The following is a 26421-nucleotide window of genomic DNA, read 5'->3' as shown; positions in this document are numbered from 1 at the left end:
AGACAGCGGGGAAGCAATGACCATCAGTGCGGGAGCGACCGGTGCCGGCATCATCGGCATCGAAGCCGGCGCGACTGGGCTCGAGTTCAGCTCCGGGGAACGCGTCGACTTCGATCCCGCCGGAGCCCCAGCGGATTTGCTGCAGCGCATCGCCGACGGGGTGCCGTATGTACGCGTGGTCGACGGCACAAGCGAGGTCATCGAATCAGTCGGGCTGTACGCGTCGATGGTCGCAGAGGCAATTCGAGGTCGCGGGGTCGCCGAACCGGTCGCACTCGCGGTGCCTGGGTGGTGGCCACCGCAGGTCGTGGCTGAGCTCGCGAACGCCCTCGCTGGGCTCGGCGTCTACGCGGACCTCGTAAACGATGCCGAGGCCGCGGTCGCTGGCTATCAGGCGAGCATCGAACCCCTTCCCGACACCGTGGCCGTCGTGAGCCTGCGCAGCCGGCTCACGAGCCTGGTCGTCGTGCGCGATTGCGCGACACGTCCGCGCGCCGTGCCAAGCCCGCGGCTGGTGAGTAGTGAGGGTGGTGAGCACCTCGATGCGGCCGTGCTGCAACACCTCGTGCGGGGGCTCACTGATCTCGGGGATGAGATCGACGTGACGAGTTCCGAGACGCTTCGGGCCGCCCGCGAGGCGCTCGAGCAGTGCCGCAACTTGCGCGAGACGCTCTCTCGCAGCGCCATGGCCTCGGTTCAGCCCAGGTTGCCGGGGGCGGAGCGGAAGCTCCTGCTCGTGCGCAGCGAACTCGACGAACTCGCCGATCCGTGGCTCGAGGCAATACTGCGGATGCTGCGCACCGCGATCGAGCAGTCCGATGAGGAGATCGGTGCGGTTCTCCTCACCGGTGGGCTCGCCGTCATGCCAGTGATCAGTCAACGGCTCTCAGCCGACCTCGGGCTCGCGGTCCACGTCCCAGATGATCTGCGCCTCACCGCAGCAAGGGGTGCAATCTCGCTGCACCCCGGCCCTCGACGGCGACCCTCGGGGCTGCGGAGCTGGTGGCACAAACTGCGGCCGCCGCACAGCGCTCACGGCGCGGAAGCGCCTCCTGGCTCCGGGATTCCGACAAGGGCCAGTGCGCTGGTGCAGCGATGAGCGCGGGGGGCACGGACACGACCGCGGTGGATCGCGAACGCGAGTTCCGCACGCTGCTCCTGCACATCGCGGTGAGCTGCCCGTACGACGCGGGCGAACTCTCAACGCGCATCTCACGGCCGCAGCAGGCGATCCACGAGGACCTGACCGCGCTCATGCAGGAGGGCTCGGTGCACCTGCACGACGGCGTGCTGCGCACCTCGGCGGCGACCCGCCTGGTCGCCGAGTCTGCGGGCACGGAGCTGCGCGAAGTGCAGGAGCAGGTGCTTGCGGAGCTCAGGACCGGTGTGGCCGCTCGCTCGACGACGCTCATCGCCCTCGCTGAGTCCGGGTGCGCAGCGGAGGCGCTCATTGACCTGCTCATCCGCGCGACCAGCAGGCACCCCGACGAGGCCGGCCTCGCCGCAGCACTCGGGATGGTCGCGCGTGCTCGTGGCGAGAGCGACGACACGCTCATGCTGCGCCGCGCAACTGATGCGGCCGCTCGGAGCCGGCCAGACGAGGTGCTCGCACTCACTGAGAAACTCCTCGACTCTCCGTCTTCGGATACCGCGACCCAAACCAGCGCAGCTCTCCTCGCTGCCGCCGCCCATATTCAGAGCAACCGCCTCGAGCGCGCGCTCGCGCTGTATCGCCACGTCGGCGAGGAGCGGATCGGAGTCGACGCAGCCTGGGCCGTAGTCGCCGCCATCGGCCGCGGCGACCTTCCCGCGGCCCGACAGTGGCGTGAGGCGATGGCGCAGAACGGCCTCACGAACAGGGCTGCGGGACTCACCGATTTCGCTGATGGCCTGATTGCGAGCACTGAGGGCTTTGGGGACCGCGCACTGGAGCTCCTCGCCGGGTCAGTGTCAACGCTTGCGTCCCTCGGCGACGAGGTGCTGCTGCCGGAGACCCCGGCCGCGATCGCGGCCCTCGTCGCGTTCGGTCGCGGGGAGCCCGCCGCCGCCGAGATCGTGCTCGAGCGCGCCCTGCGCCTTGAGCTCGGCGGTGAGCCGGGTCGCCGCAGGCACCTGCTGCTCATCGCCTGGGGGCTGATGATGCGCGGCGGGCTCGATGCGGCAGAACGCAGGATCGCCGAGCTCCAAGATCCCCGCGAGCTGTGCGACCGTGACCTCCTGCTCTACTGGTGCCTGCGCGGCGGGCTTGCGCGACGGCACAGCGATCTGCCGGCGATGCGGGAGGCCTGGCGAGAGATTCGCAGACACAGTTTCGGGCTGCAGATCACCCTGTACGACCTGCTCCCGTTCGGGGAAATGCTGGTACTCGCCGCAAGGCTCAGGGATTCCGCGCACATCTCCCGCATGCTGCAGGCGGCGACCGAACTGCTCGCGACGATGGGCGAGCCGGTCGTGTGGTCGACGCCGCTGCACTGGCACGGCGTGCAGGCAGCGTTTCAGGCTGAGGACCCCGCCGCACTCATCCCCTACGCGAACGCGCTCGTACGTGCGGGCGAAGCCAGCCGCTACGCGGCGACACTTGCGGTGGCTGGGGGAACCTGGCTCGACGTGCTTAGGGGTGAGGTCGATTTCGACTCCGTGGCAGCGAGTGCCCGCGCCCTCGCTGGCAGCGGGCACACCTGGGAGGCGTCGCGGCTCGCGGGGCAGGCCGCGCTGCAGCACCCCGAGCGCGAGAGCGCGCTCTCGATGATGCAGCTCGCCCGCGAGATCATCAAGGAGCAGGGTGGCAGCGAGGGGCGACCCGCTACGTCGCCCTCGGTGCTCACTGCGCGCGAGGTTGAGGTCGCGAGTCTCGTGCTCGAGGGGCAGGGCTACCGTGCGATCGGCGAGCAGCTATTCATCTCGCCGAAGACTGTCGAACACCACATCGCACGCATCCGCACGCGGATCGGCGCGTCAAGCCGGGCGGATCTCCTCGAGAAGCTGCACGATCTGCTGAGCGACCGCGGCTGAGCGCGGCTAGGTCTGCGGATCCGCCGCCTCTCGCATAAGCCTGAGGACCTCGCCGCGGGAGGAGAGCCTGAGCTTGCGCAGCACGTTTGACACGTGCGACCGCACCGTCGCGACCGACACGACGAACGACTCGGCGATCTGATTGTTCGAGCGCCCCTTCACGAGCTGCGCGACGATCTGCCGCTCGCGTTCGGTGAGGCTCCCGAGCAGGGCCGCGCCTGATCCACCGTGTGCTTCGGCAGTCTGCTGGAGCAGTGTGCGTGCACGAGGGAGGTATCCGTCGGCTCCGATCCGCTCAAATTCGCGCACGGCCTCGTCGAGCCGCTCGGCGGCCTCGGTGCGCCGCCCCGCCAGCAGCAGGAGGTTTCCGTAGTCCGTGAGTGCGAGGCCGAGCGCGAGCGGGAACGCCCGGTTACGCACCGCGGCCTCGTAGTGCCACATCGCTACCTGAGTGTCGCCCTGGGCCTCAGCGAGCCGGGCCTGCAGCCAGTCGAGCGTGCCCCAGTATTCGAGCCAGCGCGTGCCTCGCCACTCGGCGAGCTGGTCGACGAGTTCTTTCGCCTCGTCGAGCTTGCCCGTGTGGATCAGTGCCTCGGCGCGATAGGTGAGGAACCCGTGTCGGGTGTTGCGGACCTGATCCGCCCACCGCCCCGAACTCGCCGCGAGCACGCCCTCGTCGTCGCCGCGAGCCCGCGAGGCCTCGCAGTCGGCAATGAGTGTGAGGTCGGGCTCGTAGCCCTCCCAGTTCATCTCACGCTGGCGTCGCGCCTGCCCAACGTGCGCGCTCGCATCATTCTCGTTGGTGATCGCGGATACCCACACGCGCAGTGCGGACATGCTCAGCCGAGCCTCGACATCCATCGTGATGTATGCGAGCTCCTCGGTGAGATCCATGAACTCGATGGCAGCGTCATAGTCGCCCTGCAGCATCATGCAGTTAAGGAGAATGATGCGAGCCGTACCCGCGGCCCAGGGCAGACTGACGTGTTCGAGCATGTCGACGGACCGCTGCGCGCGATCACGCGCGGTGTCGAGCGCACCGATCGAGACTTCGGCCCCAGCGATGGCGACGAACGCATCGACCTTTGAGGCGCTGTCCGCGAGCCCCTCGGCCCGCTCGATGAGACCGGGCAGTGCCTTCCGCACCGCGGCGGAGTCGGCGTGTGCCTGGTTGTGCACCATCTGATAGCAATCGAGGAGCAGCAGTTGGCCGGTCTTGTCAAGCATCCAGCCGATACGCGGGTTCGAGAGCTCGGCAGGGTCGTCTGGCATGCGCGCGACCAGCATCTGTGCTAGCGCAATGAATTGCGGCAGCTCGTCATGTTCTGAGGTGCGCATCGTCAGAATCACAACCATGAATGCGAAGTAGGCAAGCGCTACCCGCTCGTCGGCCGTGCTCGGTTCCATCGCGAGTAGCTGCTGAACCCGTGCAGCGGGGAGTTCTCGCCCGACCTCGTGCGCAGCGAGCACGATACCGAGCACTTCGTGCAAAATGCTCAGCGGGAGCCCCTCAACCTCGGCGAGCAGGTCGAGGGCGAAGTAGCTCGTCTTCGCCTGCATGTGCACGAGAAGCAGGTCTTCGATGAGCCGGGTGCGTGCGTCCGAGGTGGTGGCGAGCGCGAGGGCCTCGCGCAGGATTTCAGCAGCGTTCGCGAGGCGGCCCTGATCGACTGCGGCGTCAACATAGGCGTCCACTGCCGCGTGCAGCGCGGCGTCCCAGCGGTCCGCTCCGCGGATGAGGTGGAGCAGCGAACGGTGCCCGCTCGTCACCGCGGCGAGCGCCAGGTGCATCGGTTTCGCCCGCGCGGTCGTCACCGTGTCAGCGATCGCCTCCGCGAGCAGAGCGTGGCGGGGCATAATCGTGTCCCCGTACCCCGATTCGACGAGCACTTGGGCGGTGAGGGCCTCTTCGAGTGACAACTCCGATCCGAGCATCTCGGAAGCTTTGCGCAGGCTCGCCCGCGGCAGCTCGTGCCCCGCGAGGCAGACGAGCTCACTGGTGACCTGCGCTTCGGGGCTTAGCTGCGCGAACCGGTGGAGCAGCGGGCTGTCGCTCGCCATGGTGACGTGAATCGTCGTATCCCAGGTGAGGTGCTGGCGCGCGATCTCGCGTTCCGAGATCGATGAGAGCACGCTGTCGACACCAAGAAATGTGCCGCCGGTGGCTTCGAGGATGCGTCTGGCGGACCGGTCGGAAATGCCGACACCGTGAAGTTCCAGCGTGAGCGCGGAGATCTCGGGGGCTGTGAGCGGGTCAAGGTGGTGCGACACGTCGAGAGGGCTGTCGATCGCGAGGCCCGTAAGAAACTCCCCGAAGGAGCCAGGAAGGTTCGGGCTCCGCACGCCGAACACGAGCAGCGTGCCTCTGCGAATGAGGCGGGGGATCATGTAGCGCAGAACCCTCTCGGACTCCGCATCGACCCACTGAGCGTCATCAATCACGAGCACACGACCGCCGCTGTTCCCATCGCCCTCGGCGAGGAGGCGCTGCACACACTCACGGGCGAGTTCGACAGGGTTGGTGTGGGAATCTGGCATAAAATGCCAGTCGGATACCGGCCCGCTTGCAATAAAGCGCTCCATGAAGCTGTATGGCTCGTTGCGCTCAATCTCGTCGGTTCTTGCGAAGGTCGCCTGCCAGCCGCCGTCCGCCACCGCAGCGCTCACGATCTCCCGGAGCAATACGGTCTTGCCCATGCCCGCGTCGCCATCGACAACGAGCAGCATACCATTCTGCTGTTTCGCCCGCTCCAGCGTGTTTCCGACGAATGCTCGTCGCTTCACACGAGGAGACGTGCGCCTGGCACGATGCACGTTCTTCTCTGTCTCCATGCGCGCTTCCGTCCTCCTGCGTAGCGGCGGACCGACTCGGCAGCAGCACAGAGTGGCCCGACCCAAAAGTCCTCACGAAACACAGTACCGCTGTCGCGCGGCCCGTGGCTCCGAACCGGGTGTGAAACTCTCACACACACGCTCCCTTAGCCGTGCATCCGGCGTTTGTGGGTGCGAGCCGCCTCCGCGGCACGCGGGGAGATCGCGCCGAGCTCTCCGAAGGCGGTGATCCATGCACCGCCGCTACCCCCCCCGCAGCTAATCGGAGATCGCGAGCACATGCTCGGCCGGCGCCAACTCTCGGTCACCCTCTCCGCAAGCGAGGCGTACCAGCGCTCGTCAGGCCGATCAAGCCTCGCGACCGTCGTCGAGCCTTTACCCAAGTACTGCGCATAGATGCGCTTGAGCGGCACCTTCGGGGCATAACGGAGTTCGTCAATGCCAACGGCCTGTCATACCGTTCATAGAAGGGATCTCCACCAGAATCTAGCAGCCATGCTGCGTCCGAGCGCGTGGTCATGATGGGCCGCCAATCCTCGGGGATTTCGCTGAAATCGATTATTCTCTACGCTAGCTGAACAATCCATGGCGACCGTTCTCAAGTACCGGAGGAACGTCATGAAATGACTGATCCCGTCCGGCAAGGCCCTGGCGTCCTTCCGCCATGCGCGCGGCACTTGCAGCGGCCCCCCGCTCGGAAGTCACGATAGATCGCCGCAACTCGAGAGGCTGTATTTTGAGGTAATTCAAGAAAGACGGAATGACGTCTCCGTAATCCCAAACTTCAGCTGCAGTTCTCGCGACTAGCTCCCCACCCTCGACGAACCACTGTTCTGTGATGGTAATAGTTCCGTAGACGTTGTCTGAAGCTAGTACTCCATCGGCGGCTTTGTGCCATGTTGGGGTCCACATATAGAGGCCATCAGTGTGGCTCTGCTCCACGCGAGGGGTACACCCCCCGCGCACCTCTCTTACCGCTTCGCGGGAAGCACTCGCTTCACTCCTGCCAGGAGGACACGCGCTCCGCGCGCGGCTCAAACAGGCCCCGCCTGCAATCTATGTGCCGGGAAGCAAGCGACAGGATAGCGCCGCTGCGCCTCCACACCAGGCGGCCGGCCAGCCGGTTGCGCTTTGCTCCACCGATCGTCCGGGCGTCACCGTCTCGCCCGTCTTCCGCTTCGCTGCAGCCGTGCGGGCCGGCTCCTCCACTTGGCGCTTCGGCTTCGCGTCGCTGTCGGCGATTCTCGCCTCCCCGGCAAAAAGAAATCAGAGGGAGGTGAAACACACTGCGCGCCACACAGCATCACTGAGCAAGAGACACACGGAGGCACCCATTGAACGAGAACACCGACAACCAGGTCACCGTCTACTCCAAGCCTTCATGCGTGCAGTGCACCGCAACCTACCGTGCGCTCGACTCCAAAGGCATCGACTACAAGATTGTCGACCTTAGCGAAGACGACGATGCGGTCGACGCCGTAAAAGCACTCGGCTACCTCCAAGCCCCCGTAGTAGTCACCGGCAGTGACCACTGGTCCGGCTTCCGGCCCGACAAGATCGCACAGATCCGGTAACCGCCATGCACACCACAGAGAAGCTCGACACCATCCTGTTCGACCGAAACGGCAACACCACTGTCGCGTCGACCGTCAGCCGTTATGCGGCCGCAGTGAAACGGTCGAGCTCCCGACTCGGCGCAGCTGTCCGCAACGAGATGCACCTCGTGCTCCACAACCGTCAGTGGATCGTGGTCTCCCGTTCTGGCTCGCCAGAGTCACCCGTCTACATCCAGGACCGCACCGTCCCAGACGCCGGCACCGGAAAATCCTTCATCCACCAAACACTCTCCACCTACGAACAGGACCCCGCATGAAACCTCCCACCCCTCACCAAATAGATGCTTTCATCACCACCGCGCGATCCCTGCTCGACGCAATCGAAGCAGAGAAAGCCAAGCCCCTCACCATCGGCGTGCCGGCCTACCGAGGCAGCTGCCGCGACCACCCAGACACAGAGTTCCCGCTCCGCGCGACACGATCCGGCGCCCAAGAAGACCTCTCGAGCCACATGAACGGGGTACTCCCCGGCGGCCACAGCGTCGACAGCACGGAGATCCCTGACTGGCACATCGGCCTCACCAACGACCAGATCGACCAACTCACCGCCCGCCCCACCACAGAAAGCTAAGACAACCCATGAACCAGACCCCCTCGCCCTACGACCACGGCACCAGGCTTGAACCTAAGCCCTGGGTGAAAGACGGCATCACCGGAAACGATGAACCCCGGCCAGCATCGGCAGACGACTACGGCCGCGTCGACTTCGACAACGACGCCGGCATAACCGAGTGCACCGTCTGGGCAATCCCCACAGAAGACGGCATCATGATCCGCGTCAACTCCATGAGCGAGGCACCAATCACGATGGAGACCGAAGCAGACCGCCTCGCCCGCGAAGCACAAGTCGCCAAGCTCTACGACCAGCTCGAAGCAGTCAGCATCGAAGCGCCCGACTCCATCACTTGGAACGGCGAGGGAGAACCCGTAATCTTCGCTCCGGGCCACTACATCCTTACCTCAATCGACCCAGAAGGTGACGAGTTCTGCGTCAACCTCACCTACACCGGCACCAACCCATACGACGACGAAAACGCAGTCCCTACCGGCCTCACCTGGCACACCCTCTACCGCGAATACGACGGCCACGGCTCCTACCAGCCACTCAGCTCGCCCCGCTACGCGGTGCCGATCAGTGAGGCTGAGACCGTGGTGACCGCGGCGAAGCAATGGGCAGCAAAGATTTCAGCGAAGCACACCGCGTACGTCCACACGGCGGCACCTCAACAGCTTGTCGAGGTGCGCGTATCTGGCCCCAGCTTAAGCTGAGCGATGATGAAAGCACTTCGCAATAGCGGCACCCGGATCGCGGTTGCGCTTGCAGGCGCCGGCGTTTTGTTCCTCGGCGCCTACCTGCTCGCGCTCCCAGACACTCCGGACGCGAGAACCGGTGACGGCTCCCCACGCTTGGTCGCAGGCGAGACCGCGACCATTCAGCGCGTCGTCGACGGCGACACGATCATTGTCCACCGCAACGGCGCCACCGGAACAGACCGTGTCAGGCTCATCGGAATTGACACCCCTGAGCTCGGCCACAGGAACGGCCCCGATGAGTGCTACGGAACCGAAGCTACAGCTCTTCTTTCATCCCTGCTTCCTGAAGACACCGAGGTTGAACTCCGGCCGGATCCCACCCAGCTGCAGGTCGACAAATACGGGAGACTTCTCCGGCACATTCAGATCCCGGAGACCAACACGAACGTCGTTCTCGAACTTCTCGGTGCTGGAGCAGGCCCCGAGTACACCTACGACAAACCGTACCAAGGCCAAGCCGGCTACCGGGCTGCTGAGGCGGCCGCGAGGTCGCAGGCGGCCGGCTACTGGGGTGCCTGCAGGTAGCCCAACCTAGGCGCCCCGGTAACACAGAATCCCCGCTACTGGAATTTCCAGTAGCGGGGATTCTGTGTTCTGAGCCTGAGCCCTAGTAGGGGTTCTCGTTGGTTTCCCCTACCTCGATCTGCCCGGGGTCCGCGAGGATCTCCACGATCATTGCACCGTTGTCGCGGTTGTCGATCCACCACCTTGCGGCTGCGACCCGGCGAGCCGGCACCAGCACATCGCTTTCGAAGCTGTCCTCATCGAGGGCGCCTTCTTCAACGAGCGAAGTGTAAGCGTCGCGGAGGAGCTCGTAGCGGACGCGCAAAGCCCATGAGGTCTGCTTCGCCGATCCCGCCAGAATGGGGAGCTCAGATCGTTCCTGGTCTTCGAGAGCTTGCTCCTCGAGTGCAGCTCGTTCCGTCTGCACTTCCTTTGACACCTTCCGATCCTGGCGTTTCTTCCAGCAGTCAGTGCAGGGTTGCTGAGCGAGCCAGGCGGTGAAGCCAGCCCGCTCGCCAGCGGCCTTGTCTGCGAGATTGTGTTCTTGCGTATGTCCGCACTTGTGCTGGACGTCGAAGAGGGTCGGGATAGCCATGTGTGTTCCTTTGAGTTGTACTGGGTGGGTGGACGCCCCGCGGGGTTTACCCGTCGACCGTGTCCCACGCGCACACCGCGATGCGGGACAGCGCGCTGGACAGGACATGTGGGTGGTGGCCTGGTACAGCGGACAAGGGCTGATGTTGGCTGATGGACGCCTTGGCACTTGTCGTCCGTCTGGTTGCGGTGTTGGTCAGAGAGATGTCCTTGCGTCCATCTGCTGCTGTCCAGCGCCGCGTAGCAGGGGGAGGGGGTAGGGGTGTCTCGTGTCCAAGTCGCCCCTATGCGGGTGTCTCGGGTCAGGGACACTGTCCGCGGTCAGGCCGAGGGGACAGCAAGTGTTACTTCGAGTGTCCCGAGCTTGAACCGTGTGGACATGAGTGGTGTTGCGACACCGGCATCGAGGACACGTTCGGTGTTGTCCTCGGTGAAGACAGACACTCCGTTGACAGAGCCAAGGTCTTCCAGACACCAGTGTGTCCCGTCGTACCAGATACGTGCGTGTGTCCTGGACAGCGACTTTGTCGCGTCGGGGAGCGCGAGTGTCTGGACATGCGGGGACGCCTCCGGGCGGCGTCCAACGATCGCGTCCGTGGACAGCGGGTACTCGCTGCCGTCGGGAAGGACCAGGACACAGTTCGTCGCAGAGCTGCTGGACACCATCACCGTGTTGTCGATGTCCTCCGGCTCGTTCCGTACCGCGATCGTCATTGCTGCTACGTCCACCTCGGGCTCGGTGGACACCGGGGCTGCCGGAGGCGGTGCTATCGGGGCCACCTGGGCCGGCGCAAGCGGAGCCAGGGACACGACTGCCGGCGCGGGAGCAACCAGTCCAACCGTCCCCGGCACGGGTTCGAGATGTCCTGTGCCGCTCGCCGGTGTCTCTGCCTCTTCAAGTAGCTGCTCGAGCATGGACGGCGTGGACTCTTCAGCAGGAGCCCCAATAGACAGGGCGTGCCGTGTGGGTTCGTGTCCAAGCTGCGCGAGCAGCACTCCAACGTCGAGCGGCCGCAGATGCGCAGGGACACTCAGATCCAGTCCGCAGTTCGAGCACATAGGAGCGATTTCACCGCCAACGTACTCGTTCAAGGTGCTGCAGAACCGACACCGCGCGAGCATGTTCGCGGCTGCGGGGGGAGCAAGCTGGGGCTCCGGGGCGAGGGAAGCGGAAGTATCTGTCATACCGAGTCGACTGGACCGGCCGCGCACGAGGCGAGGAAGCTCTGCGCCGGGGCGGCGGAGCCGCTACTTTCCGACACGCTTGTTCTACGCCCAGCTGTGCTGCCCCAATTCTCTCGTCTCTCATTTCTTCGTTCCAATTGCTTCGCGCGCTCCTCCTTCGCTTCGCTCATCCGTCACTTCCCGAACCCTCCTCCTTCGTCGGAGTTTCTCCTTACACGACTGGCATTCGAGGGGGAACGCGTCCCGCGTTCCGTGACATGCGGCTGCGCGGCACCGCACGTCGTTGGGTTGCAGGCGGCGCTCGGCCGTCTCCCAACAAAGGAGAAACGATGAATTTCTTGTCCGCAAGTTCCAACCCCGCAGGCACCGTCCTCACCGTGCGGGGATACCGGATGCAGAGAATCAATGGCAAGGTCCAACGAGTCGAGGAACGCGTCGCGTATGTCATAGCAGGCGATGTGCGTGAGATTGCGATGTCTCTCAACCAGCGAGCGCGGACGGGCCTTCGGGTGCTTTTCGGGATGCGGTTTAGCGCGACAGATCTCCCCAAAGAAATTCGCGCCATCGATATTGATCTCTTCGATGCAGAGATCGCCGCCGAATCCATCACCTCGGATGAACGGGACTACTTCTTCAGTTCAGGGTTCAGTCAGCACGAGATCTTCGATCGTCTCGTCGAACGAAACAGAGAGGAGCGGATGAAGTTCAGGGCCGATCGGGCTGACAGGATCCGCGCAGACCTCGACAAGCTCGGTACGCGACAGTACCCCGAGTCTGCTTCGGGTTCGGAGGGAGGCGAACGTGCGTAGAGAAAACTCACTTCAGCCGGCTGACGTAGCAAGAGTGAATACCCGCGAGAAAGCCCACTTTTCTGCACAACCAGCGATCAGCAGAAAGCAGCGCGTTCACGCCTGGTGGGCAGGCAACAACGACGAGATACTCTCGTCCCTCAAACACGCAGGCATGATCGGATTCACCTTCATCTGCCTCATTGTGATCGGCTTTGTCTCGGCTAGCGCATGGTCTGCAGCAGACGGCGACCCGAAAGTCGAGAGCGCACTGATTTGGGCCGGGTTCTTGATCACCGCCTTGGCGCTATTGATCGCGCAGATTATGGTCAAACCAAAGATGAGTGTGCCGATGAGCGTGCCGATGGCGCGTTTTCAACCGCTTTCTGCCGCATCGGGAGACTTGCATCGTGAAGCGCGTCACGCGGCCCTGCACATCGTGATCGGTTGGAAACTCGGATTCGTCATCACCTCGTCGGACATCCGAAATGCTTCCTGCTTGTACAGCTGGTCATTCAACGCCACAGAGGTCTCAAACGCAGACGCTCGCTTCGCAAGTATGGCCCTCCATCTTGCGGGTTTGCTCGAAGGCGAACCCATCACGCTCGTGCAAAGCCGGGACTCGAACCATGCGCTCTCTCTCGCGACTGAGATCGTCGCTTCCAACGAAAGACCCACCGATTTCGCAGGAGATCTCAACGTTAGCGCCTTGATCGCTGCAGCAGCTTCTACCGCCCGAGCGATCCAGACAGAGTATGTAGAGCTGGTCTCTCAGCTTGCGAGCATCCACGCACACACGCACGTTCTTGACGAACGGCTCATCGCTGAACTCCTGACGCCGTTTCTCGCTGACTCCACCCTCACCCGATGAAGACCCCTGCTCAGAGACGCTACGAAGCCTCACTCCGGCGCAACGCAATCACACACCCTGCTGAACCCCACGACAACGGAGGGTGGTCCACCCCCTGCGCTCGGACAAGTTGCAGCCAGACGTTCGCAAGCCCCTCGCGGCAGCGCCGCTATTGCAGCGACCGGTGCCGGCGGCTCGTGGAGGCCGCCAGACAAAAGCGAATGACCTACGTGGAAGGGATGCTCCTTCTGAGCTGTGAGGCCGCCCGCTGCACCAACGTGTTCATTCCAATCTCGCCGGAGCACCGGTACTGCTCAACAAAGTGCCGCAAGCGCGCGCACCGTGCGTGCTCAAACCTCAGAGCAACCAGGTGTACATGGTGTGCAGTCCTGCTCCCTGAATCATCAACTCGCCGTCGACTGTACTGCGGCGCTAGATGCCGGAAGCGCGCTGAACGCGCGGATTCCCAACCTGCCGCGAAACCCCAGATTTAGTTCAACTCAAGGAACCAAATGACTCACAACAATGAACAGCGAACGACCACCGTACCGCTTGAGATCAGTCAAGACCAGGCCATCGACTGGCTCATCCGCTGCCACCTGCCAAATGCTTTGGAAGCAGCCGGCTACACCGAGGACGCCCAACCATTCCGGGAACTTGATGCGTATTCCGGTGTGACAGAGCGCGGACATATTGCCGCCTGGCCAGGGCTCGTCGGGCGCCTCAATGAGCTGCGACGTCGAACGTGGGACACGTTCAGCGAAGAGAATGACCCGTACTTTGAGAGAGGCAGTCAAGACCCGAAAGCAGTGTGGTTTCGTGAGAATATTCTCCATTACTTCAGTGCAGACCTCGACCTGGATCAGCGAGAACTTCGAAAGATTGGAGACTTCGCTGCACAGAACCTCCTACCTTCCAAAGCCGGGGCGAAAGCGCAGGACATCGTCCAATACTGCAGGTGGACGATAGCTGCACGCCACCTTTCCGAAGGACACTTCGAGCTTCCCGATTCCTTGAACGATTTGTGCGTACACTCTTCCGACGCGCTACGCCGGATATGCGCCCCTCCAGCGGAGGCGAAGGTTTCGATTCCGCGCGAGGTCATCGAGCAGGTCTGGAACATCAATGAGCTCCTTTATGATCGGTTGATTGGTGCAATGCCCCGGGCGCTACAGGAACTGCTGAACATTGTGGGACAGGAAGACCGGCGCCCCATCCTGTTGGACTTCCCCGCCCCAGAACCAGGCAAACAGACGGAACCAACCCAATGCTTCACACCCGAAGAAGAACGAGAGTATGAGGAAGAAAACGAACGAATACTTGAAGAGATGCTGGCGTGGGAAGAGTCAGAGGAAGGGAAAGCTGCTCACCGCCAGGCTGAAACAGTGGACACGATTCGGGCCCAGCGAAAAGCAGAGCACGAGGAGCAGTTCGAGCGGTGGGCGGCCGCATATGCGGAGAACTACCAGAACGCGCTCAGCGCGCGAAGGAAGGGCCGACAACGGCAGATCCGCGAAGAAGCCGAGCTCATCGATGGCGGTGCAAAACCTGCGACTGCGGAGGAACGGCGAATGCTCGGCCTTGTGTGCGGACGCGACCCACATGTGAGCCTCGCCTTCCTCCGGGAAGACTCGAACCACTCGCGGGCCACGCGGTCAGCTCTCAGACACGCGATCAAGGCGGGGCGTGCTGATGACAGAGAAAAGGCTGAGGAAATGATCGGTCTCGCTCTCTCGACAACACATCCATCATGCTGACGATGACCGTCATTGGGGCTGACCGGAATGCCTGGGGCTACCTCATGGGCACCGTCTCGACCGAGCACACCCTCGACCGTGCCGACAGTCGAGCGGCCTACTACATGGCGAACGGTACCCCTCCTGGTGCATGGGCAGGCGCGGGAGCTGCCGTGCTCGGCCTCACCGCCACTGCGGGCGACGTCCGGAAGGAAGACCTCGAAGCGCTCTTCGGCGAAGGGAACCATCCACTCACGGGTGCAGCCCTCGGAAAGCGGTTCATCACGAAGAAGGACGCCGACGAGAGCCCCAAGAAGCGGCAGTCGGTCGCGGGATTCGAGTTCGTGTTCTCACCACCAAAATCAGTGAGCTCCTGGTGGGCGCTCGCGGATCCCGAATTGAAGGACAACATCCGTGCCTGCCACCAGGCCGCGATCGACGCGACAATCGAGAAACTTGAAACCGACATTGTCCGTACCCGCAGCGGCGTCGATGGCGTCGCGCAGCAGCACGTAAAAGGGATCACGGCCGCACTGTTTGACCACTGGGATTCACGCGACGGGGACCCGCAGCTCCACACGCACATGTTGGTTTCGAACCGTGTGCAGGGAGAAGACGGGAAGTGGCGCACGATCGACTCCAGGTGGTCGCTATTTCCCGCGGTCGCGACTGCCGGCGCCTACTACGACACCGTTCTCATGGACGAGCTCTCGATGCGGTTCGGGATCGATTGGACTACGCAGGCGTGTCTGGAATACCCAGCCAGTTACCAACGGTGGCTGTCCGACACTGGCAGGCCCGACACCGTCTCGACGCGGCACCAGTACGCGCTCGAGCGTGGCGAGGCCCCGGGCTCGGTGGCGTGGCAGATCCTTGATGTTCCGCAGGATCTCAACCGCGAATACTCGACCCGATCCCGGGACATCGCTGCAGCGAAAGACCAGCAGATCGCCGAGTACGTCCGACAGCATGGCCGTCAGCCGACACCGAAGCAGATCATCAGAATGCGGCAGCAGGCGACGCTCGCGACGCGCAAAGCGAAGCAGAACCGGTCACTCAAAGCCCTCACTACGTCGTGGCGGGAACGCGCGACCCGCCACGTCGGCGAGTCGTTCCTATTCGCAGACAGAGTCCGCGACGCCGGCAAGGCCCGCTTGAACGACCTCCCCTTGTGGTCTTTCCGGCACGACGACGTCGACAATGAAGCCGTCCAGGATGCGGCCGCCTGCGCGCTCACTGCGTTGTCGATCGGGAAGTCCACGTGGGGGAGACGCAACGCTGAAACGGAAGCCTTGCGTGCGATCGCGGGGTGGCGGTTCCGGTCGCCGGCAGACCGCGACCAAGCCGTTGCCCGCGTTGTCGACCACGTACTCGAGGAAGCGATCGCGCTGACCCCGAGAAACACGCTTCGGGCGCCGACGCGGTTCCGTACCGAGTCTGGCGAGTCGATGTTCCACCCCGCAGCCCGGGACCTCTTCACGACCCAAGAAGTATGGGACGCGGAAGAGCGCATGCTCGAGGCAGGCCGCACACAGAACGCGGCCGCCGTCGACCAAGAACTCGTCGACGAGCTCGTCCATACTCAGGTCGCCGGCGGCGACCTGGTGCTCGGTACGGACCAGGCGGCCGCGGTTGAGAGCATCGCTTGCTCAGGCAGGCTCGTCGACGTCCTTGTTGGCCCGGCGGGATCCGGGAAGACGACGTCGCTTGAGAAACTCCGCGAGATCTGGGAGACCCAACACGGGCCGGGAAGTGTTCGAGGTCTCGCGCCGACCGCGCGCGCGGCGGAAGTGCTCGCCGAGTCGCTCGGCATCGAGACCGAGAACACCGCGAAATGGCTCCATGAGACAGCTCGCGGGACCCTCGAAGCCGACGGGTTCTCTTACGAGCTCCACGAGGGAGACCTCATCATCATCGACGAAGCTTCGATCTCGGGAACGATCGCACTCGACACCCTCCGCGCTCAGGCAGAGAACGCAGGGGCGAAGCTCCTACTCGTGGGTGACTGGGCACAGCTCTCCGCTGTCGACGCAGGCGGCACGTTTGGGCTTCTCGCGGCCGACCGTGAAGATGTTGCCGAACTGACGGAGCTCCACCGATTCAAGACCGACTGGGAGGCCGACGCGTCAAAGCTTCTTCGCCTCGGGAAAGCCGCAGGCCTTGCCGAATACATCACGCACGGGCGTATCTCGCACGGCCTGGACGAAACGATTGTCCAGGACGCCGTCGACGCCTGGAAGACAGACGAAGGGACACTAGGTGAGGACGGGACACTCGTGTCCCTCCTCATCGCGCCAACGAACGACATGGTCGAACGACTCAACCAGATCGCACGCGATTGGCGCATCGAGACCGGACGCGTCGACGCGACACACGAGACACGTGTCCAGTCCGGCGTCGCGTCCCCCGGGGACAGGATCGTCACCAGACAGAACGACAGGACACTCAGGACAAACCACGACCGATGGGTGAAGAACAACGACGAATGGACTCTCCAGGACATCGACCCGGACACGGGGGACATCACCGCCGTGTCCGGGGACGAAACCGTTGTCCTCCCCGGCGAGTACTGCCGTGACCATGTCCAGCTCGCGTACGCGACAACCGCGCACCGGTCACAAGGACGCACGGTGGACACCGCACACGCGATCATCGACACGTCCGCATCGAGGGAGACGTTCTATGTTGCGATGACGCGCGGCAAGTACTCCAACCGTGCCTACGTTGTTGATGACGAGGACAATGTCCTCGGCGACAACGCAGCCCTCGGGATGGAACGCGATTGGAAGGATACCCTCGAAGCTGTCCTCCGGAAACAGTCCGCGCCTTCCGCGCACCAGGCCGCCGCCGACGAACTCGAACGCGTATCCTCGATCCGGCAACTCACCGCCGAGTACCAGACCCTGATCGCATCTCAGCTCGAGGACGAGTACCTGCCCCTTCTCGCTGACCTGGGGGTACTTGAGGAGGAATCCCACGAATCGCCATACCTCGGCCCGGTACTAGCGAACGTTCGACGTATCGAACAGCTCGGTTATGACCCGCGCGATACCATCGAAGAAGTCCTCGCGAGCCGCGAACTGGGGTCCGCACGAGCGACGATCGCCATACTCCACTATCGGCTAGGGAAGCTCGTCGATGACCACACCGAGCTGAACTACTTCGCAGACGAGTACGCACCGATGCTGCACAATTTCGGCATCGATCTCACCCGAGAAGACCCAACCCAATACCGCAGCAGTCTGAAACTAGCACGGACCCTCGCAGCGCTCGACGACCAGGGAACCGTTCCTGTAGAGGGGGCTGTGCGCGAAGCTTTGGAATCGATCGACAGGCAAGAGACACAGAACCTGACTGCGCACCTATCCAGGCTCCTTCAGACACGTCACGAGCTCAATGTCGACCTGGTGGCGACAGCCGCGAGACACCGCGGGACGGGCCGGCTTGTGGCCGGCCTCATCGAGCGAGCACCGGCGCACCCTGATCCTGACTTCCAGGCCGCGCTTGCAGATCGTGAGCAAGCGATCCTGCTGCGCGCCGAACATCTGGTCGACCAGGCGATCGCCAACGAAGAGCCATGGCTCTCAGAACTCGGGGACCCAACGCCTGGGGCGCCGGAAGGCTGGCGGCGCCGGGCAGCGACTGTGGCCTGCTTTCGTGAACTGTACGGCATCGACAGTGTGGAGGCACTCGGGCCTGAGGTTCTTGTCGCTCAGAATCGTGAGCGAGATCGGGCAGTGGCTGGTGAAGCATTGCGGCCTGCCGGGCGTTCTCTACACGAATCGGATCACCTGGTGCTCTCACCTGACACCGTGCGCCCAATAGTAGGGCTCTCACCTTCCGTTTAATACGGGGCGGTTCATTCGCCCTGGTCAAATGGTGCAAGTACTGGTCCGAGGCGACCTGGTGACAAAAGGTGTGAGGTCACATAGTGTGGGAAGTGCGAGATCTTGTTCCGGATTATGAGCTAAGCGAGGAACACTCGTCCCGTCCCAGTCGTGTTGAGCGTCTGGATCGTGGTGGGTTCACTCGGCTCTATATGGATGAGTGTCCCGCACGATCAATTCGAATCATCTGGGTATTTCCAACCTAGGTGTACCGGTAGAGCTGCCGGTAAACACTGGAGGGATGAAATGAAGATCAAAACAACTCTTTCAACCGTGGCGGTTGTTGGTGCTTTGGTGGCTGTTGGGGCCCCTGCTTCTGCGGCGGAATTATCCCCGCCGCTAGAGTCTTTGCCGATCGGCACTGAAATGAGTGCCGAAGGCATCGAGCCGACAGGCGACAAAGTTGTCATCGATGGGGAAGTCACCGACATAGCGGTTATGCCAGGCTTCGACCCGGCCGCGCCTGCAGTTGTACTCGATGAAAATGGCCAACCGGTAACCGTCGGTGAGATCTCCTTTATCAGCGAAGAAGGAGAGACGCACCAGCTTGCGGCCGTCCCGAGCACGAATAGAGCAGCACTTGCAAGTTGCTGGAAAGGGTGGGTGGCACCAGGCACGGGCACTTGGTACACCTCAGTGCCTGGCTGCTCGGTGATCGGAATTTCCGCTGATACGACAGTCGGGTACGACTGGACTGTCGACTTCAACTCCCTGGGCACAGGCTGCCTACAGGGGAAAGGGTACAAAGCCCGTCACCTACCTGGCGGTGGGAACGTGTGGGATGAGTACTATGGTTCGCTCGGCTGCGGCGGCGGAGGCAGCAGCGGTGGTGGCGTCATCAAATGGGGCAACGTCGCATCGACCAAACAGGTCCAGATGATGTCCGCCTCCACGCCCGTAGGGGCGGCAGGCATGTTCCAGTAGTTAGCAGGGGACTATTGTGAGCGGAGAGGAGGTTCCTCCTCTCCGCTCACTTCGTTTGGGTCTGGTGCACTTGGGGGCGAGTTCCGGAATGGTTCACCGATCTCCACGCTCTGTGCGGCTACGTGACCTGGTGCCGGCGTTTGGGTTCGGCCTTGATAGATCTGGTTTAGGTCTTGAAACGCATCGAGGGAAGTCCGTTTTCCACGTGAACGAGTAAGTACACGAACTACCAAACCGACTGCCACGACCGCCCAAAAAGCGATCGTGAACCACGGTGTCCAAGGTGCTTTGATCGCGAGCGATATGACCCATCCGATAAAGGCAACCCCGAGGATAGTCCAAGTGGTTACCCGAACGATTCGTTGACGCATCAGTGCTGACTTCATGTTTTGCACGATATCATCGCACTCTGATTCGGCAACCAGGTGCCGGCGCGGGGCCACGGGCGCACCAATCGTTCCGAGGGCAGTCATTATTTCTGCCTCATAAATGCTGGGAGCCTCAATGAAACACCGATGAAGGGGCAATCTCACACTCGAATGAGGCGTTGAGGAAGCCCAACGCCCACATGGATCCTGGGACCTACATTTGAACTGAGGGAGGTTCCCCAGTAGTGATAATCCCTTGTTTAACCCCGTATATGGCTGAGGCCTGGTCAGCGACCTTTCCAGCTTCTCGCTCTAACTGCCCGAGGATCTCGGCCAGTTGTGATTGCGCTGCTACAAACGCACCTCGCTTCGGCCACTCCTCCTGCTCCAGGCATCGCAACTCTGTGATTTCCTCGGCCGCGACCGCCACCATCGCTTCGTGCTCTTCGATCACCCGGGGGAGGTCTCGGGCCTGCAGTTCGAAGGACTGTGCGAGGCCTGATTCGTCGCCGTCTTGGATCCGCGACCATGCCACGCGGAGTTGCATCGCCTTGTGTGTGCGGCCCGCTGAAAACTCGACAATCGGGTCTGACTGCTTGTATGCGTTCCACCGCAGCTGAGTCTCCCATTCAAGGCCCGCGACCGACACCTGAATGTTCAGCGGCCTCGGGTAGGCGGCATTGTTCGCTGTGAACCCGTAGGCGCCAAGCTGTTCACGTGCCCGCTCGACCGCGACCTTGAGAGCTTGCCCGAACTGTTTGCGTTCACGATAGTTCGGTGCCTCGGCCCAGCTCGACGGCTTCACCCGGCCAGTGAAGTTATCGCCACGAGTATCAACGACTTGTGGTGCGAGCTTCTGCATGACCTGCAGGTCATGCTTCGTAACCTCCATGCCCTGCTGGAGTGCGAGCCTACGAGCCTGGACCGATGAGATCTTCCTCGAGTGCGCGCGCTCCTGACGGGATAGCTTTTGCACCTCGTTCTCTAGGTTCGCGGCTTCCAGGATGCGCATGTCGCCGGCTGCAATTGCTTGCATCTCGGAGAACTGCAGCGCCATCTCGGTCGAGTTCTCGACCTCTCTCACGTCGAGACGGCCGGTGAGGACCTGGTCGATGAACGTGGCCTTCCTTGCGAGGGTGCCCCACATGTACGAGTCGAACGACCCCTCGGTTGCGTAGCGCAGGATACGGAGCTCGTCGTTCTGGTTGCCCTGCCGGATCGCGCGGCCCTCACGCTGAGTGACGTCCGCCGGGCGCCAGGGCGCGTCAATGTGGTGCAGGGCGACAGCGCGCGCTTGCACATTCGTGCCGACGCCCATCTTGCCGGTCGAGCCGAACAACACCTGCACGCGGCCGTCGCGCGCCTGCTGGAACAATTCGGCCTTTGCCTTGTCGTTGCCGGCTTCGTGGATGAACCGGATCTGCGACGCCGGGATCCCCTTCGCGATCAGCTGCTCACGGATCTCCGTGTACGCGTCCCAGCGGCCGTCCGTCGACGGGGTACCGAGGTCCGCGAATACGATCTGGAGCGCGCCCCGGGCCTCCGAGGTCTCCCCCCACTCGTCGAGGTACTCGCGGTCCTTGTTCTCGGCCCAAATCTCGTAGACGTTGTCCGCGACGACGTCGACCTTCGTGGTCTCCCACTCTGCCGGCGGTCCGCCGTCGTAGAGCCTCGCGTCGAGCGCGAGTGCTCGCCCGTTCGACGTGATCTTCAGCATGTTGTCCTCTTCAGGTCTCACCATGCCGCGCCTCACGGCGTCGCCGCGGTCGACGAGGTCACCCATGCCGGCAGATTGCTCTTCCGTGGCTGGGACGATCACCATCTCGGGTGCTCGTTCTCCGTCGACGTCGGCACGGATGCGGGGGACGGGGAGCGCGAGGTCTGCCTGGGTTTTCACGTCGCCGGGAACGTGCCACATGCGCAGGAGCTCGGGCACGTTCCTGAACTTCGTCGTGCGGGTCTTCACCTGGAAGCCGCCGCCATCAGGTTTCGCTTCCACGGCAGTGACCTGTCCAGTGAACTGCTGCGCCCAGTCGTCTGCCGAATACACTTGCGCGTCCTTCAACAGGTCCGGCCGCATGTACCGCATCATGACGTACATCTCGATGATTGAGTTCGGTAGCGGCGTCGCGGTCGCGAGCGTCGCCACGCGGGACTGGCCGAGGTGCTCGCGGTGATACCAGAGCTTCATATCGAGATCTGTCGTCATATCGTTGCCCTTCTTCGCCAGGTCAGAGACGGAAGAAACTACGGCCATATTCTTGTACAGGTGGGCTTCGTCAATGCAGAGGTAGTCAATCCCGGTCTCATCCCACGTCACCCCTTCATCGTGATTCAAATCGAGGAGCTTCTTGAGTCGTTCTTCTTGATCGGAGAGCTTCTTCTCGAGTTCCTTGACGGACTTCTCCGACAGTTCGGAGTTGAGCTTTTGCTCGAGGACGTCTCGGAGCTCGTCGAGGCGCTGTTGGGAGTAGTCGGCCTGCGCGGCGCCGAGGCCGATCTTCCCGAACGCACCGTGGGTCATGATGACCGCATCCCAGTCCCCGCTGCGGGCGCGCGCGACGAACAGCTTTCGGCCGTCCTTGCCGCCCGAACGGGCAATGTCGTCACTGCCGGCAGAGAGCACCCGTGCGCGGGGGTAGATCTGTTTGAACTCGCGCGTGAACTGTTCCAGCATCTGGTTCGGGACGACGATCGCAGGCTTGTCCGCCATACCGAGCCGTTTGAGTTCCATCACGCCGAGCACCATCTCGGCCGTCTTCCCCGCGCCGACTTCGTGGAACAACCCGACGGCCGGCTCCGCGAGCATGCGCGCGACGGCGGCGTGTTGATGCGGACGCGGGGTGAAGGATTTCGCCTTGCCAGGGAACACGAGCTCGACGCCGTCGTAGGACCTGAGCGCGATCCCGTTGTACATGTCGTTGTAGCGCTCCTGCAGCCGGACCACGCGTTCCCCGTCGCGCCACAACCAGTCCTGGAATGTGTCGTGCAGTTCGCCCGCACGCTCCTGCAGCGACTCGGTGGCGACCTGGTCGAGCACATACGGGCCGTCCGCATCTGGCCGGTACCGTAGCTCGAGCTTCTCCCCGTTCATGACCTTCTTCATGACCTGGGCTGCGCCGACCTTCACGTGGTCGCCAGAGACACCCCACTTCGCTTCCACGGTCTCCGGGGTCTTGCCCGCGATCTGGAACTTCCACTCGCCGTCGATGCGTTCGATCGTTTTCACGCCGCGCTTGAGCTCGTGCTCAAGGAACGCCGACACATCACTCACGGGCACCCAGCCGGCGCCAAACCGGACGTCGATCTCTGCCGGCCCGACTTCCTCCGGGATGACCTCGGTGAGGGCGTTGACGTGGCGCTCGTAGACCGCGTCAACGACGGCGAGCTCACGCACCTCCTTCAGCTTTCTGCGCACGTTCCCGGAGAGGTACTCCGCTGCCGGCATATACCGGTTGTTGTGTTCGGGGTCGAGGAACACGAGGTCAGCGACCTGGTCGACCGCGTCCGCCTCGTCGACGTCGAGGAGCGACGCGACAAGTGCCATGTCGACGTAGCCGGTGCGTTCCAGCGAGACACGGATCGCGTCCTCGGGGGTGTCCACGTGGTCGACCAGCGTGACTGCTCCCACGACGCGCTCGGTGAAGATTGTCGCTTTCCTCGATGTCTCGGTGTCGTCGTTGTAGTGCTCAAGTGCCGCGACGGTGGCGTAGTGCGGGTCGACACGGAGCGCCCGGACCGCGGCCGGGAACCGCCGCGTCACTACCGGATCCTGCCCTGCACGTTCTCGGACCGTCGTGGTCGACCGGCTAATCGGCCCATAGGTCTCCAGGTACGAGTCGTAGATCCGGTTGAGGTCTTGACGCAAGACTGCAATGTTCTCGGTGTCTTCTGCAGACGATGCTTCTGCCTCGAGAAGAAGAACAGCGGCGGACCTGAGGGACACCAGATGTGTGAGCTCACGGACAGCGTTCTTCGGGACATTCACCGGTTCAAGCTCGGTCACACCCTGCTGCATGAGGACACCGTCCTGGACGCTGATATGTCCGATGGACAGGCTCGGATCCTGGACGATCCCGGCGACGGGACGGTCGGACACGACCTGGCCAGTCGCTGCCCACGTCCGCCCAGTGTCGCGCGCGTCCTGGACAATGTCCCGGAGCTTCTCCGCGAGAAGCGGCGCGACAGCTGTGGGGGAGACCTCGACGGCGGACACGGACACCTCTGGCCCGAACTGTCCAACCCGTGTCCCCAGTGTCCCCAGCACGTGCCCGTGCCGCTCAGCGAAGTAACTGTTCACGCGAGCTGTCCCGGCGTCCCCGTCAATGTCCACCGTCTTGAGCCATGCCGGTTCGCCCTCAGGTGTGTCCCCGAGGTGCCTGCGGAGGACAAGGACGTCGACGATGGCGTCTGTCCCCGCTGTCTCTCCGTGAGCGCCCGCCGGCATCCTCACCGCGCCCAGAAGCTCGCCATAGCTGGAGATCTCTCGGCGGGCCTGTTCGGCCTTCGCGTCCATCGTCCACCTGGACGACATCACCAGGACGATGCCGCCGGGCTTTGTCTGCCGCAGCGCCTTCACGATGAAGTGGTTGTGGAGCGACAGGTTCGCTCGGTTGTAGGCCGGATCGTAGAGCCGAGTCTGCCCGAACGGGACGTTTCCGATCACGGCGTCATAGCCGTCATGCGTGAGGAACGTGTCACCGAACGACTCGGCGCGGATGATCGCGGCCGGGTTGAGCACCTGCGCGATCGCGGCCGACGTCGGATCGAGCTCGACACCCGTCACCAGGTGTGTGCCGGCTCCCTTGATGAAGTTGCCCGTCCCGCATCCCGGCTCGAGTATGTGCCCGGTCTCGGGGACGCCGAGGTCGCCGAGCGTCTGCCACATCGCGTCGACGTAGGCGTCGTTCGTGTAGTGCGCGTTCAGGACGGTGCGGCGCGCGGCCGCCCACTCCTCATCACCCCACAACTCTGTGAGCGCTTCCCGCTCTGCCTGATACTTCGCGTTCTTCGGGTCGAACAGTTCAGGGGTTGCGCCCCAGCCCGGAAACTTCTCGAGCTCCGCGGCTTCTACGGCTGTGGGGAGCCGGCCTGCTGATAGAACTCGCTGGAGAGTGCGGACTGCAGACACTCCGCCTGCCACTCGGGAGACGTGTTCAAGTCCTGCTCCAGCGCCTCCACCACGAGCATCAAGATCGTCGCCTGCGTAAGCGTCATCAACGGCGTGGGGGAGCCGTGACGTGCCGCTGTCTCCTTCGCCCACGCGGTGAGCTTCTTCTGCAGCTCCGGCAACGCCCACAACATCGCGTCCTCCGCCTCCAACAGCTCCACTGGCGGGTACGCTTCCAACAGTTCCGGCGTTGAAACGTCGTCCCTCTCGTACCGTGCTTCCCTGTCCACTTGTAGTTCCTGGAACGCCGGCACCGTCCGCCTGGACGCCACCATGATCTGCCGCTCGTACAGGAACCTCAGAACCCGCATCGCCGTCGGTGTCTTCGCGAAGTCGTCCTCGCTGTAAGCCAGGATCTCCAGCCACGACGGAATGTGCTCGTCCGCGGCCTGAATGTCCCTGAGTACCATCAGGTCGTTGTTCAACTGGCCGAGCTTCGTCAGATAGTCGGTCGTTTCCGGCCACGTCGCCTGCAGCTTCGCGAGCATCTCCTGGTCGTACATGAACTTCCTCCTGGTCTACGCTGTCGAATTCGCCCCAGAGGTCGAACGCTAACTGGGTATCAGCAACACGCTGCTTTCTGGCCATTCTGGGGCAAACCTCCGACACATCCGAAATCACTATCGGAGGACGACGCCGGTGGCCGCGCACCTCAAAACGAGTGTGGGGGTTTGAGCTCTCAGCGCGGCATGGTCTTCCTGGACTCTCTGGACCGCATCCATGTACGACAGATCTAAGGACCGCGGGGCCGGCGCCGCTTCTGTAACGCGTGACTCAGCTCGGGCCTTGTACTCCTGAAGTAGCTCGAATGATCGCCGGTCGTTTTCCCCGAACTGCAATTGACTTCTCCACGCGTCTGGTCTCGTTGGATCAAACTGTTCGGGCCTAGCTGCATCGTGATAGATGGCAGCGGTGTAGCGGGTGATCGCAAAATCCTGTGCGCTCGTTCCTGTGGGCTGGAGATCCTCCAACCGGTCGGAGAACTCCTCAAACGGGACATGCCCGTAGACGAGCTCATCATGCCGTTGGATCATCTTCTGCCGAACTTCCTCGTCAGGAATATGACCGAGCATTGTCCTGCTCTGTTCTGCGTAGTGCAGGTACTCGAACTCCTGCTCGAACTGTGAAAATCGTGCCATCGTGCCCTCTTCTCTGTTGCCGCACAGGACTGAACTGCCCTGCTCAGCTCTCGACGGCACTGGACGCGCACTGAGACTGCTAGAGGAAGTCGCGCAGCGCTGCCGCGCCGCGAGGGATCTTGGTGATGAGCTTCCCCTCGCGTTCGTCACGAACGAACTCCAGCGCAAGATTGTTGGCCTGGATCCGGGGGAGTTTGCGCCACGTCCTCGTCGACGCGAGTAAGTCATGGATGAGCGTGTGGCAGCCCCTACATAGCGGCCACAGATCCTCGTGTTCCTCGGCACCGAGCCGGTCATAGGTGACGTGGTGAAGGTCGTCCCGGCCGAGACTCCACGGCTTCCTGCAGCCGAGGCACACGATTGAGCCGCCGGCGGGAAGGAGGCCGGCTTCTTCCTCGGCCCACTGGTACCGTCTGCGGTACCACGCCGGCGATCGCATGTAGCCGGCGTAGCGTTGGCGGTGCGCTTCCCTTCCGTTGGAGCGCACCGCCCAGGGGCTCAT

19 protein-coding genes are annotated in these 26421 nt (G+C 63.1%); 12 read left to right on the top strand and 7 right to left on the bottom strand.

Features of this window, described 5'->3' with window-relative positions; genetic code table 11:
• Nucleotides 1–16 precede the first annotated feature (16 nt).
• Both FB468_RS08720 and FB468_RS08715 read left to right on the top strand, forming a co-directional pair.
• Nucleotides 17–1099: an Hsp70 family protein gene (locus FB468_RS08720; RefSeq protein WP_170219681.1), complete on the top strand. Its 1083-nt coding sequence runs from the start codon at nt 17–19 to the stop codon at nt 1097–1099.
• Nucleotides 1100–1125: 26 nt separating this feature from the next.
• Nucleotides 1126–3012: a LuxR C-terminal-related transcriptional regulator gene (locus tag FB468_RS08715; protein ID WP_170219680.1), complete on the top strand. Its 1887-nt coding sequence runs from the start codon at nt 1126–1128 to the stop codon at nt 3010–3012.
• A 6-nt stretch (nt 3013–3018) separates the two neighbouring features.
• Here FB468_RS08715 and FB468_RS08710 read toward each other — a convergent pair whose 3' ends face one another.
• A complete protein-coding gene (locus FB468_RS08710; RefSeq protein WP_141886995.1) occupies nt 3019–5844 on the bottom strand; it encodes a helix-turn-helix transcriptional regulator in 2826 nt (941 codons plus the stop codon).
• 1334 nt (nt 5845–7178) lie between these two features.
• Between FB468_RS08710 and nrdH the strand changes: the two genes are divergently transcribed.
• From nrdH to FB468_RS08685, 5 genes are read left to right on the top strand one after another with little or no spacing between them, the layout of a single operon-like run.
• Nucleotides 7179–7418, top strand: coding sequence for a glutaredoxin-like protein NrdH (gene nrdH, locus FB468_RS08705; RefSeq protein ID WP_121078765.1), 240 nt, complete (start codon nt 7179–7181; stop codon nt 7416–7418).
• A gap of 5 nt (nt 7419–7423) precedes the next feature.
• On the top strand, nt 7424–7717 hold the full coding sequence (locus FB468_RS08700; RefSeq protein WP_141886994.1) for a hypothetical protein: 294 nt from the start codon (nt 7424–7426) through the stop codon (nt 7715–7717).
• The gene (locus FB468_RS08695) at nt 7714–8031 is read left to right on the top strand and encodes a hypothetical protein (RefSeq protein WP_141886993.1); all 318 of its coding nucleotides are present in this window, start codon (nt 7714–7716) and stop codon (nt 8029–8031) included. Before FB468_RS08700 ends, FB468_RS08695 begins: the two co-directional genes overlap by 4 nt.
• An 8-nt stretch (nt 8032–8039) precedes the next feature.
• Nucleotides 8040–8729, top strand: a complete 690-nt coding sequence (locus tag FB468_RS08690; protein ID WP_141886992.1) for a hypothetical protein — start codon at nt 8040–8042, stop codon at nt 8727–8729.
• A gap of 3 nt (nt 8730–8732) precedes the next feature.
• On the top strand, nt 8733–9299 hold the full coding sequence (locus FB468_RS08685) for a thermonuclease family protein (RefSeq protein ID WP_141886991.1): 567 nt from the start codon (nt 8733–8735) through the stop codon (nt 9297–9299).
• An 82-nt stretch (nt 9300–9381) separates the two neighbouring features.
• Here FB468_RS08685 and FB468_RS08680 read toward each other — a convergent pair whose 3' ends face one another.
• Entirely contained in the window at nt 9382–9873 is a 492-nt protein-coding gene (locus FB468_RS08680; RefSeq protein ID WP_141886990.1) for a hypothetical protein, read from the bottom strand.
• A gap of 320 nt (nt 9874–10193) precedes the next feature.
• Nucleotides 10194–10787: an FHA domain-containing protein gene (locus FB468_RS08675; RefSeq protein ID WP_170219679.1), complete on the bottom strand. Its 594-nt coding sequence runs from the start codon at nt 10785–10787 to the stop codon at nt 10194–10196.
• A 608-nt stretch (nt 10788–11395) separates the two neighbouring features.
• Here FB468_RS08675 and FB468_RS08670 point away from each other — a divergent pair.
• The 5 genes from FB468_RS08670 to FB468_RS08650 all read left to right on the top strand — a co-directional run bounded on the left by FB468_RS08670 (nt 11396) and on the right by FB468_RS08650 (nt 19242).
• A complete protein-coding gene (locus FB468_RS08670) occupies nt 11396–11866 on the top strand; it encodes a hypothetical protein (protein ID WP_141886988.1) in 471 nt (156 codons plus the stop codon).
• On the top strand, nt 11859–12716 hold the full coding sequence (locus FB468_RS08665) for a hypothetical protein (protein ID WP_141886987.1): 858 nt from the start codon (nt 11859–11861) through the stop codon (nt 12714–12716). The genes FB468_RS08670 and FB468_RS08665 overlap by 8 nt, the downstream gene beginning before the upstream one ends.
• Nucleotides 12717–13207: 491 nt before the next feature.
• Nucleotides 13208–14452, top strand: a complete 1245-nt coding sequence (locus FB468_RS08660) for a hypothetical protein (RefSeq protein ID WP_141886986.1) — start codon at nt 13208–13210, stop codon at nt 14450–14452.
• A complete protein-coding gene (gene mobF, locus FB468_RS08655; protein WP_141886985.1) occupies nt 14446–18279 on the top strand; it encodes a MobF family relaxase in 3834 nt (1277 codons plus the stop codon). Before FB468_RS08660 ends, mobF begins: the two co-directional genes overlap by 7 nt.
• 285 nt (nt 18280–18564) lie before the next feature.
• Entirely contained in the window at nt 18565–19242 is a 678-nt protein-coding gene (locus tag FB468_RS08650) for a hypothetical protein (RefSeq protein ID WP_141886984.1), read from the top strand.
• A 582-nt stretch (nt 19243–19824) separates the two neighbouring features.
• Here FB468_RS08650 and FB468_RS08645 read toward each other — a convergent pair.
• From FB468_RS08645 to FB468_RS08635, 4 genes are all read right to left on the bottom strand, one after another.
• Entirely contained in the window at nt 19825–24741 is a 4917-nt protein-coding gene (locus FB468_RS08645) for an SNF2-related protein (protein ID WP_170219678.1), read from the bottom strand.
• Nucleotides 24681–25283, bottom strand: a complete 603-nt coding sequence (locus FB468_RS17125) for a hypothetical protein (protein ID WP_170219677.1) — start codon at nt 25281–25283, stop codon at nt 24681–24683. Before FB468_RS17125 ends, FB468_RS08645 begins: the two co-directional genes overlap by 61 nt.
• Nucleotides 25284–25400: 117 nt before the next feature.
• A complete protein-coding gene (locus FB468_RS08640; RefSeq protein WP_141886982.1) occupies nt 25401–25919 on the bottom strand; it encodes a hypothetical protein in 519 nt (172 codons plus the stop codon).
• Nucleotides 25920–25998: 79 nt separating this feature from the next.
• Nucleotides 25999–26421, bottom strand: a complete 423-nt coding sequence (locus FB468_RS08635) for a hypothetical protein (RefSeq protein WP_141886981.1) — start codon at nt 26419–26421, stop codon at nt 25999–26001.

Origin of the sequence: Leucobacter komagatae (genome assembly GCF_006716085.1) — a bacterium.
Classification (GTDB): domain Bacteria; phylum Actinomycetota; class Actinomycetes; order Actinomycetales; family Microbacteriaceae; genus Leucobacter; species Leucobacter komagatae.
This window is presented reverse-complemented; position numbering and strand designations above follow the sequence as displayed.

Excerpts from the sequence above, each read along its gene's own strand:
- FB468_RS08720 (WP_170219681.1), top strand. The coding sequence starts at position 17 with ATGACCATCAGTGCGGGAGCGACCGGTGCCGGCATCATCGGCATCGAA.
- FB468_RS08710 (WP_141886995.1), bottom strand. The coding sequence starts at position 5,844 with ATGGAGACAGAGAAGAACGTGCATCGTGCCAGGCGCACGTCTCCTCGT.
- FB468_RS08700 (WP_141886994.1), top strand. The coding sequence starts at position 7,424 with ATGCACACCACAGAGAAGCTCGACACCATCCTGTTCGACCGAAACGGC.
- FB468_RS08695 (WP_141886993.1), top strand. The coding sequence starts at position 7,714 with ATGAAACCTCCCACCCCTCACCAAATAGATGCTTTCATCACCACCGCG.
- FB468_RS08690 (WP_141886992.1), top strand. The coding sequence starts at position 8,040 with ATGAACCAGACCCCCTCGCCCTACGACCACGGCACCAGGCTTGAACCT.
- FB468_RS08685 (WP_141886991.1), top strand. The coding sequence starts at position 8,733 with ATGATGAAAGCACTTCGCAATAGCGGCACCCGGATCGCGGTTGCGCTT.
- FB468_RS08680 (WP_141886990.1), bottom strand. The coding sequence starts at position 9,873 with ATGGCTATCCCGACCCTCTTCGACGTCCAGCACAAGTGCGGACATACG.
- FB468_RS08675 (WP_170219679.1), bottom strand. The coding sequence starts at position 10,787 with ATGCTCGAGCAGCTACTTGAAGAGGCAGAGACACCGGCGAGCGGCACA.
- FB468_RS08660 (WP_141886986.1), top strand. The coding sequence starts at position 13,208 with ATGACTCACAACAATGAACAGCGAACGACCACCGTACCGCTTGAGATC.
- mobF (WP_141886985.1), top strand. The coding sequence starts at position 14,446 with ATGCTGACGATGACCGTCATTGGGGCTGACCGGAATGCCTGGGGCTAC.
- FB468_RS08650 (WP_141886984.1), top strand. The coding sequence starts at position 18,565 with ATGAAGATCAAAACAACTCTTTCAACCGTGGCGGTTGTTGGTGCTTTG.
- FB468_RS17125 (WP_170219677.1), bottom strand. The coding sequence starts at position 25,283 with ATGTACGACCAGGAGATGCTCGCGAAGCTGCAGGCGACGTGGCCGGAA.
- FB468_RS08640 (WP_141886982.1), bottom strand. The coding sequence starts at position 25,919 with ATGGCACGATTTTCACAGTTCGAGCAGGAGTTCGAGTACCTGCACTAC.
- FB468_RS08635 (WP_141886981.1), bottom strand. The coding sequence starts at position 26,421 with ATGAGCCCCTGGGCGGTGCGCTCCAACGGAAGGGAAGCGCACCGCCAA.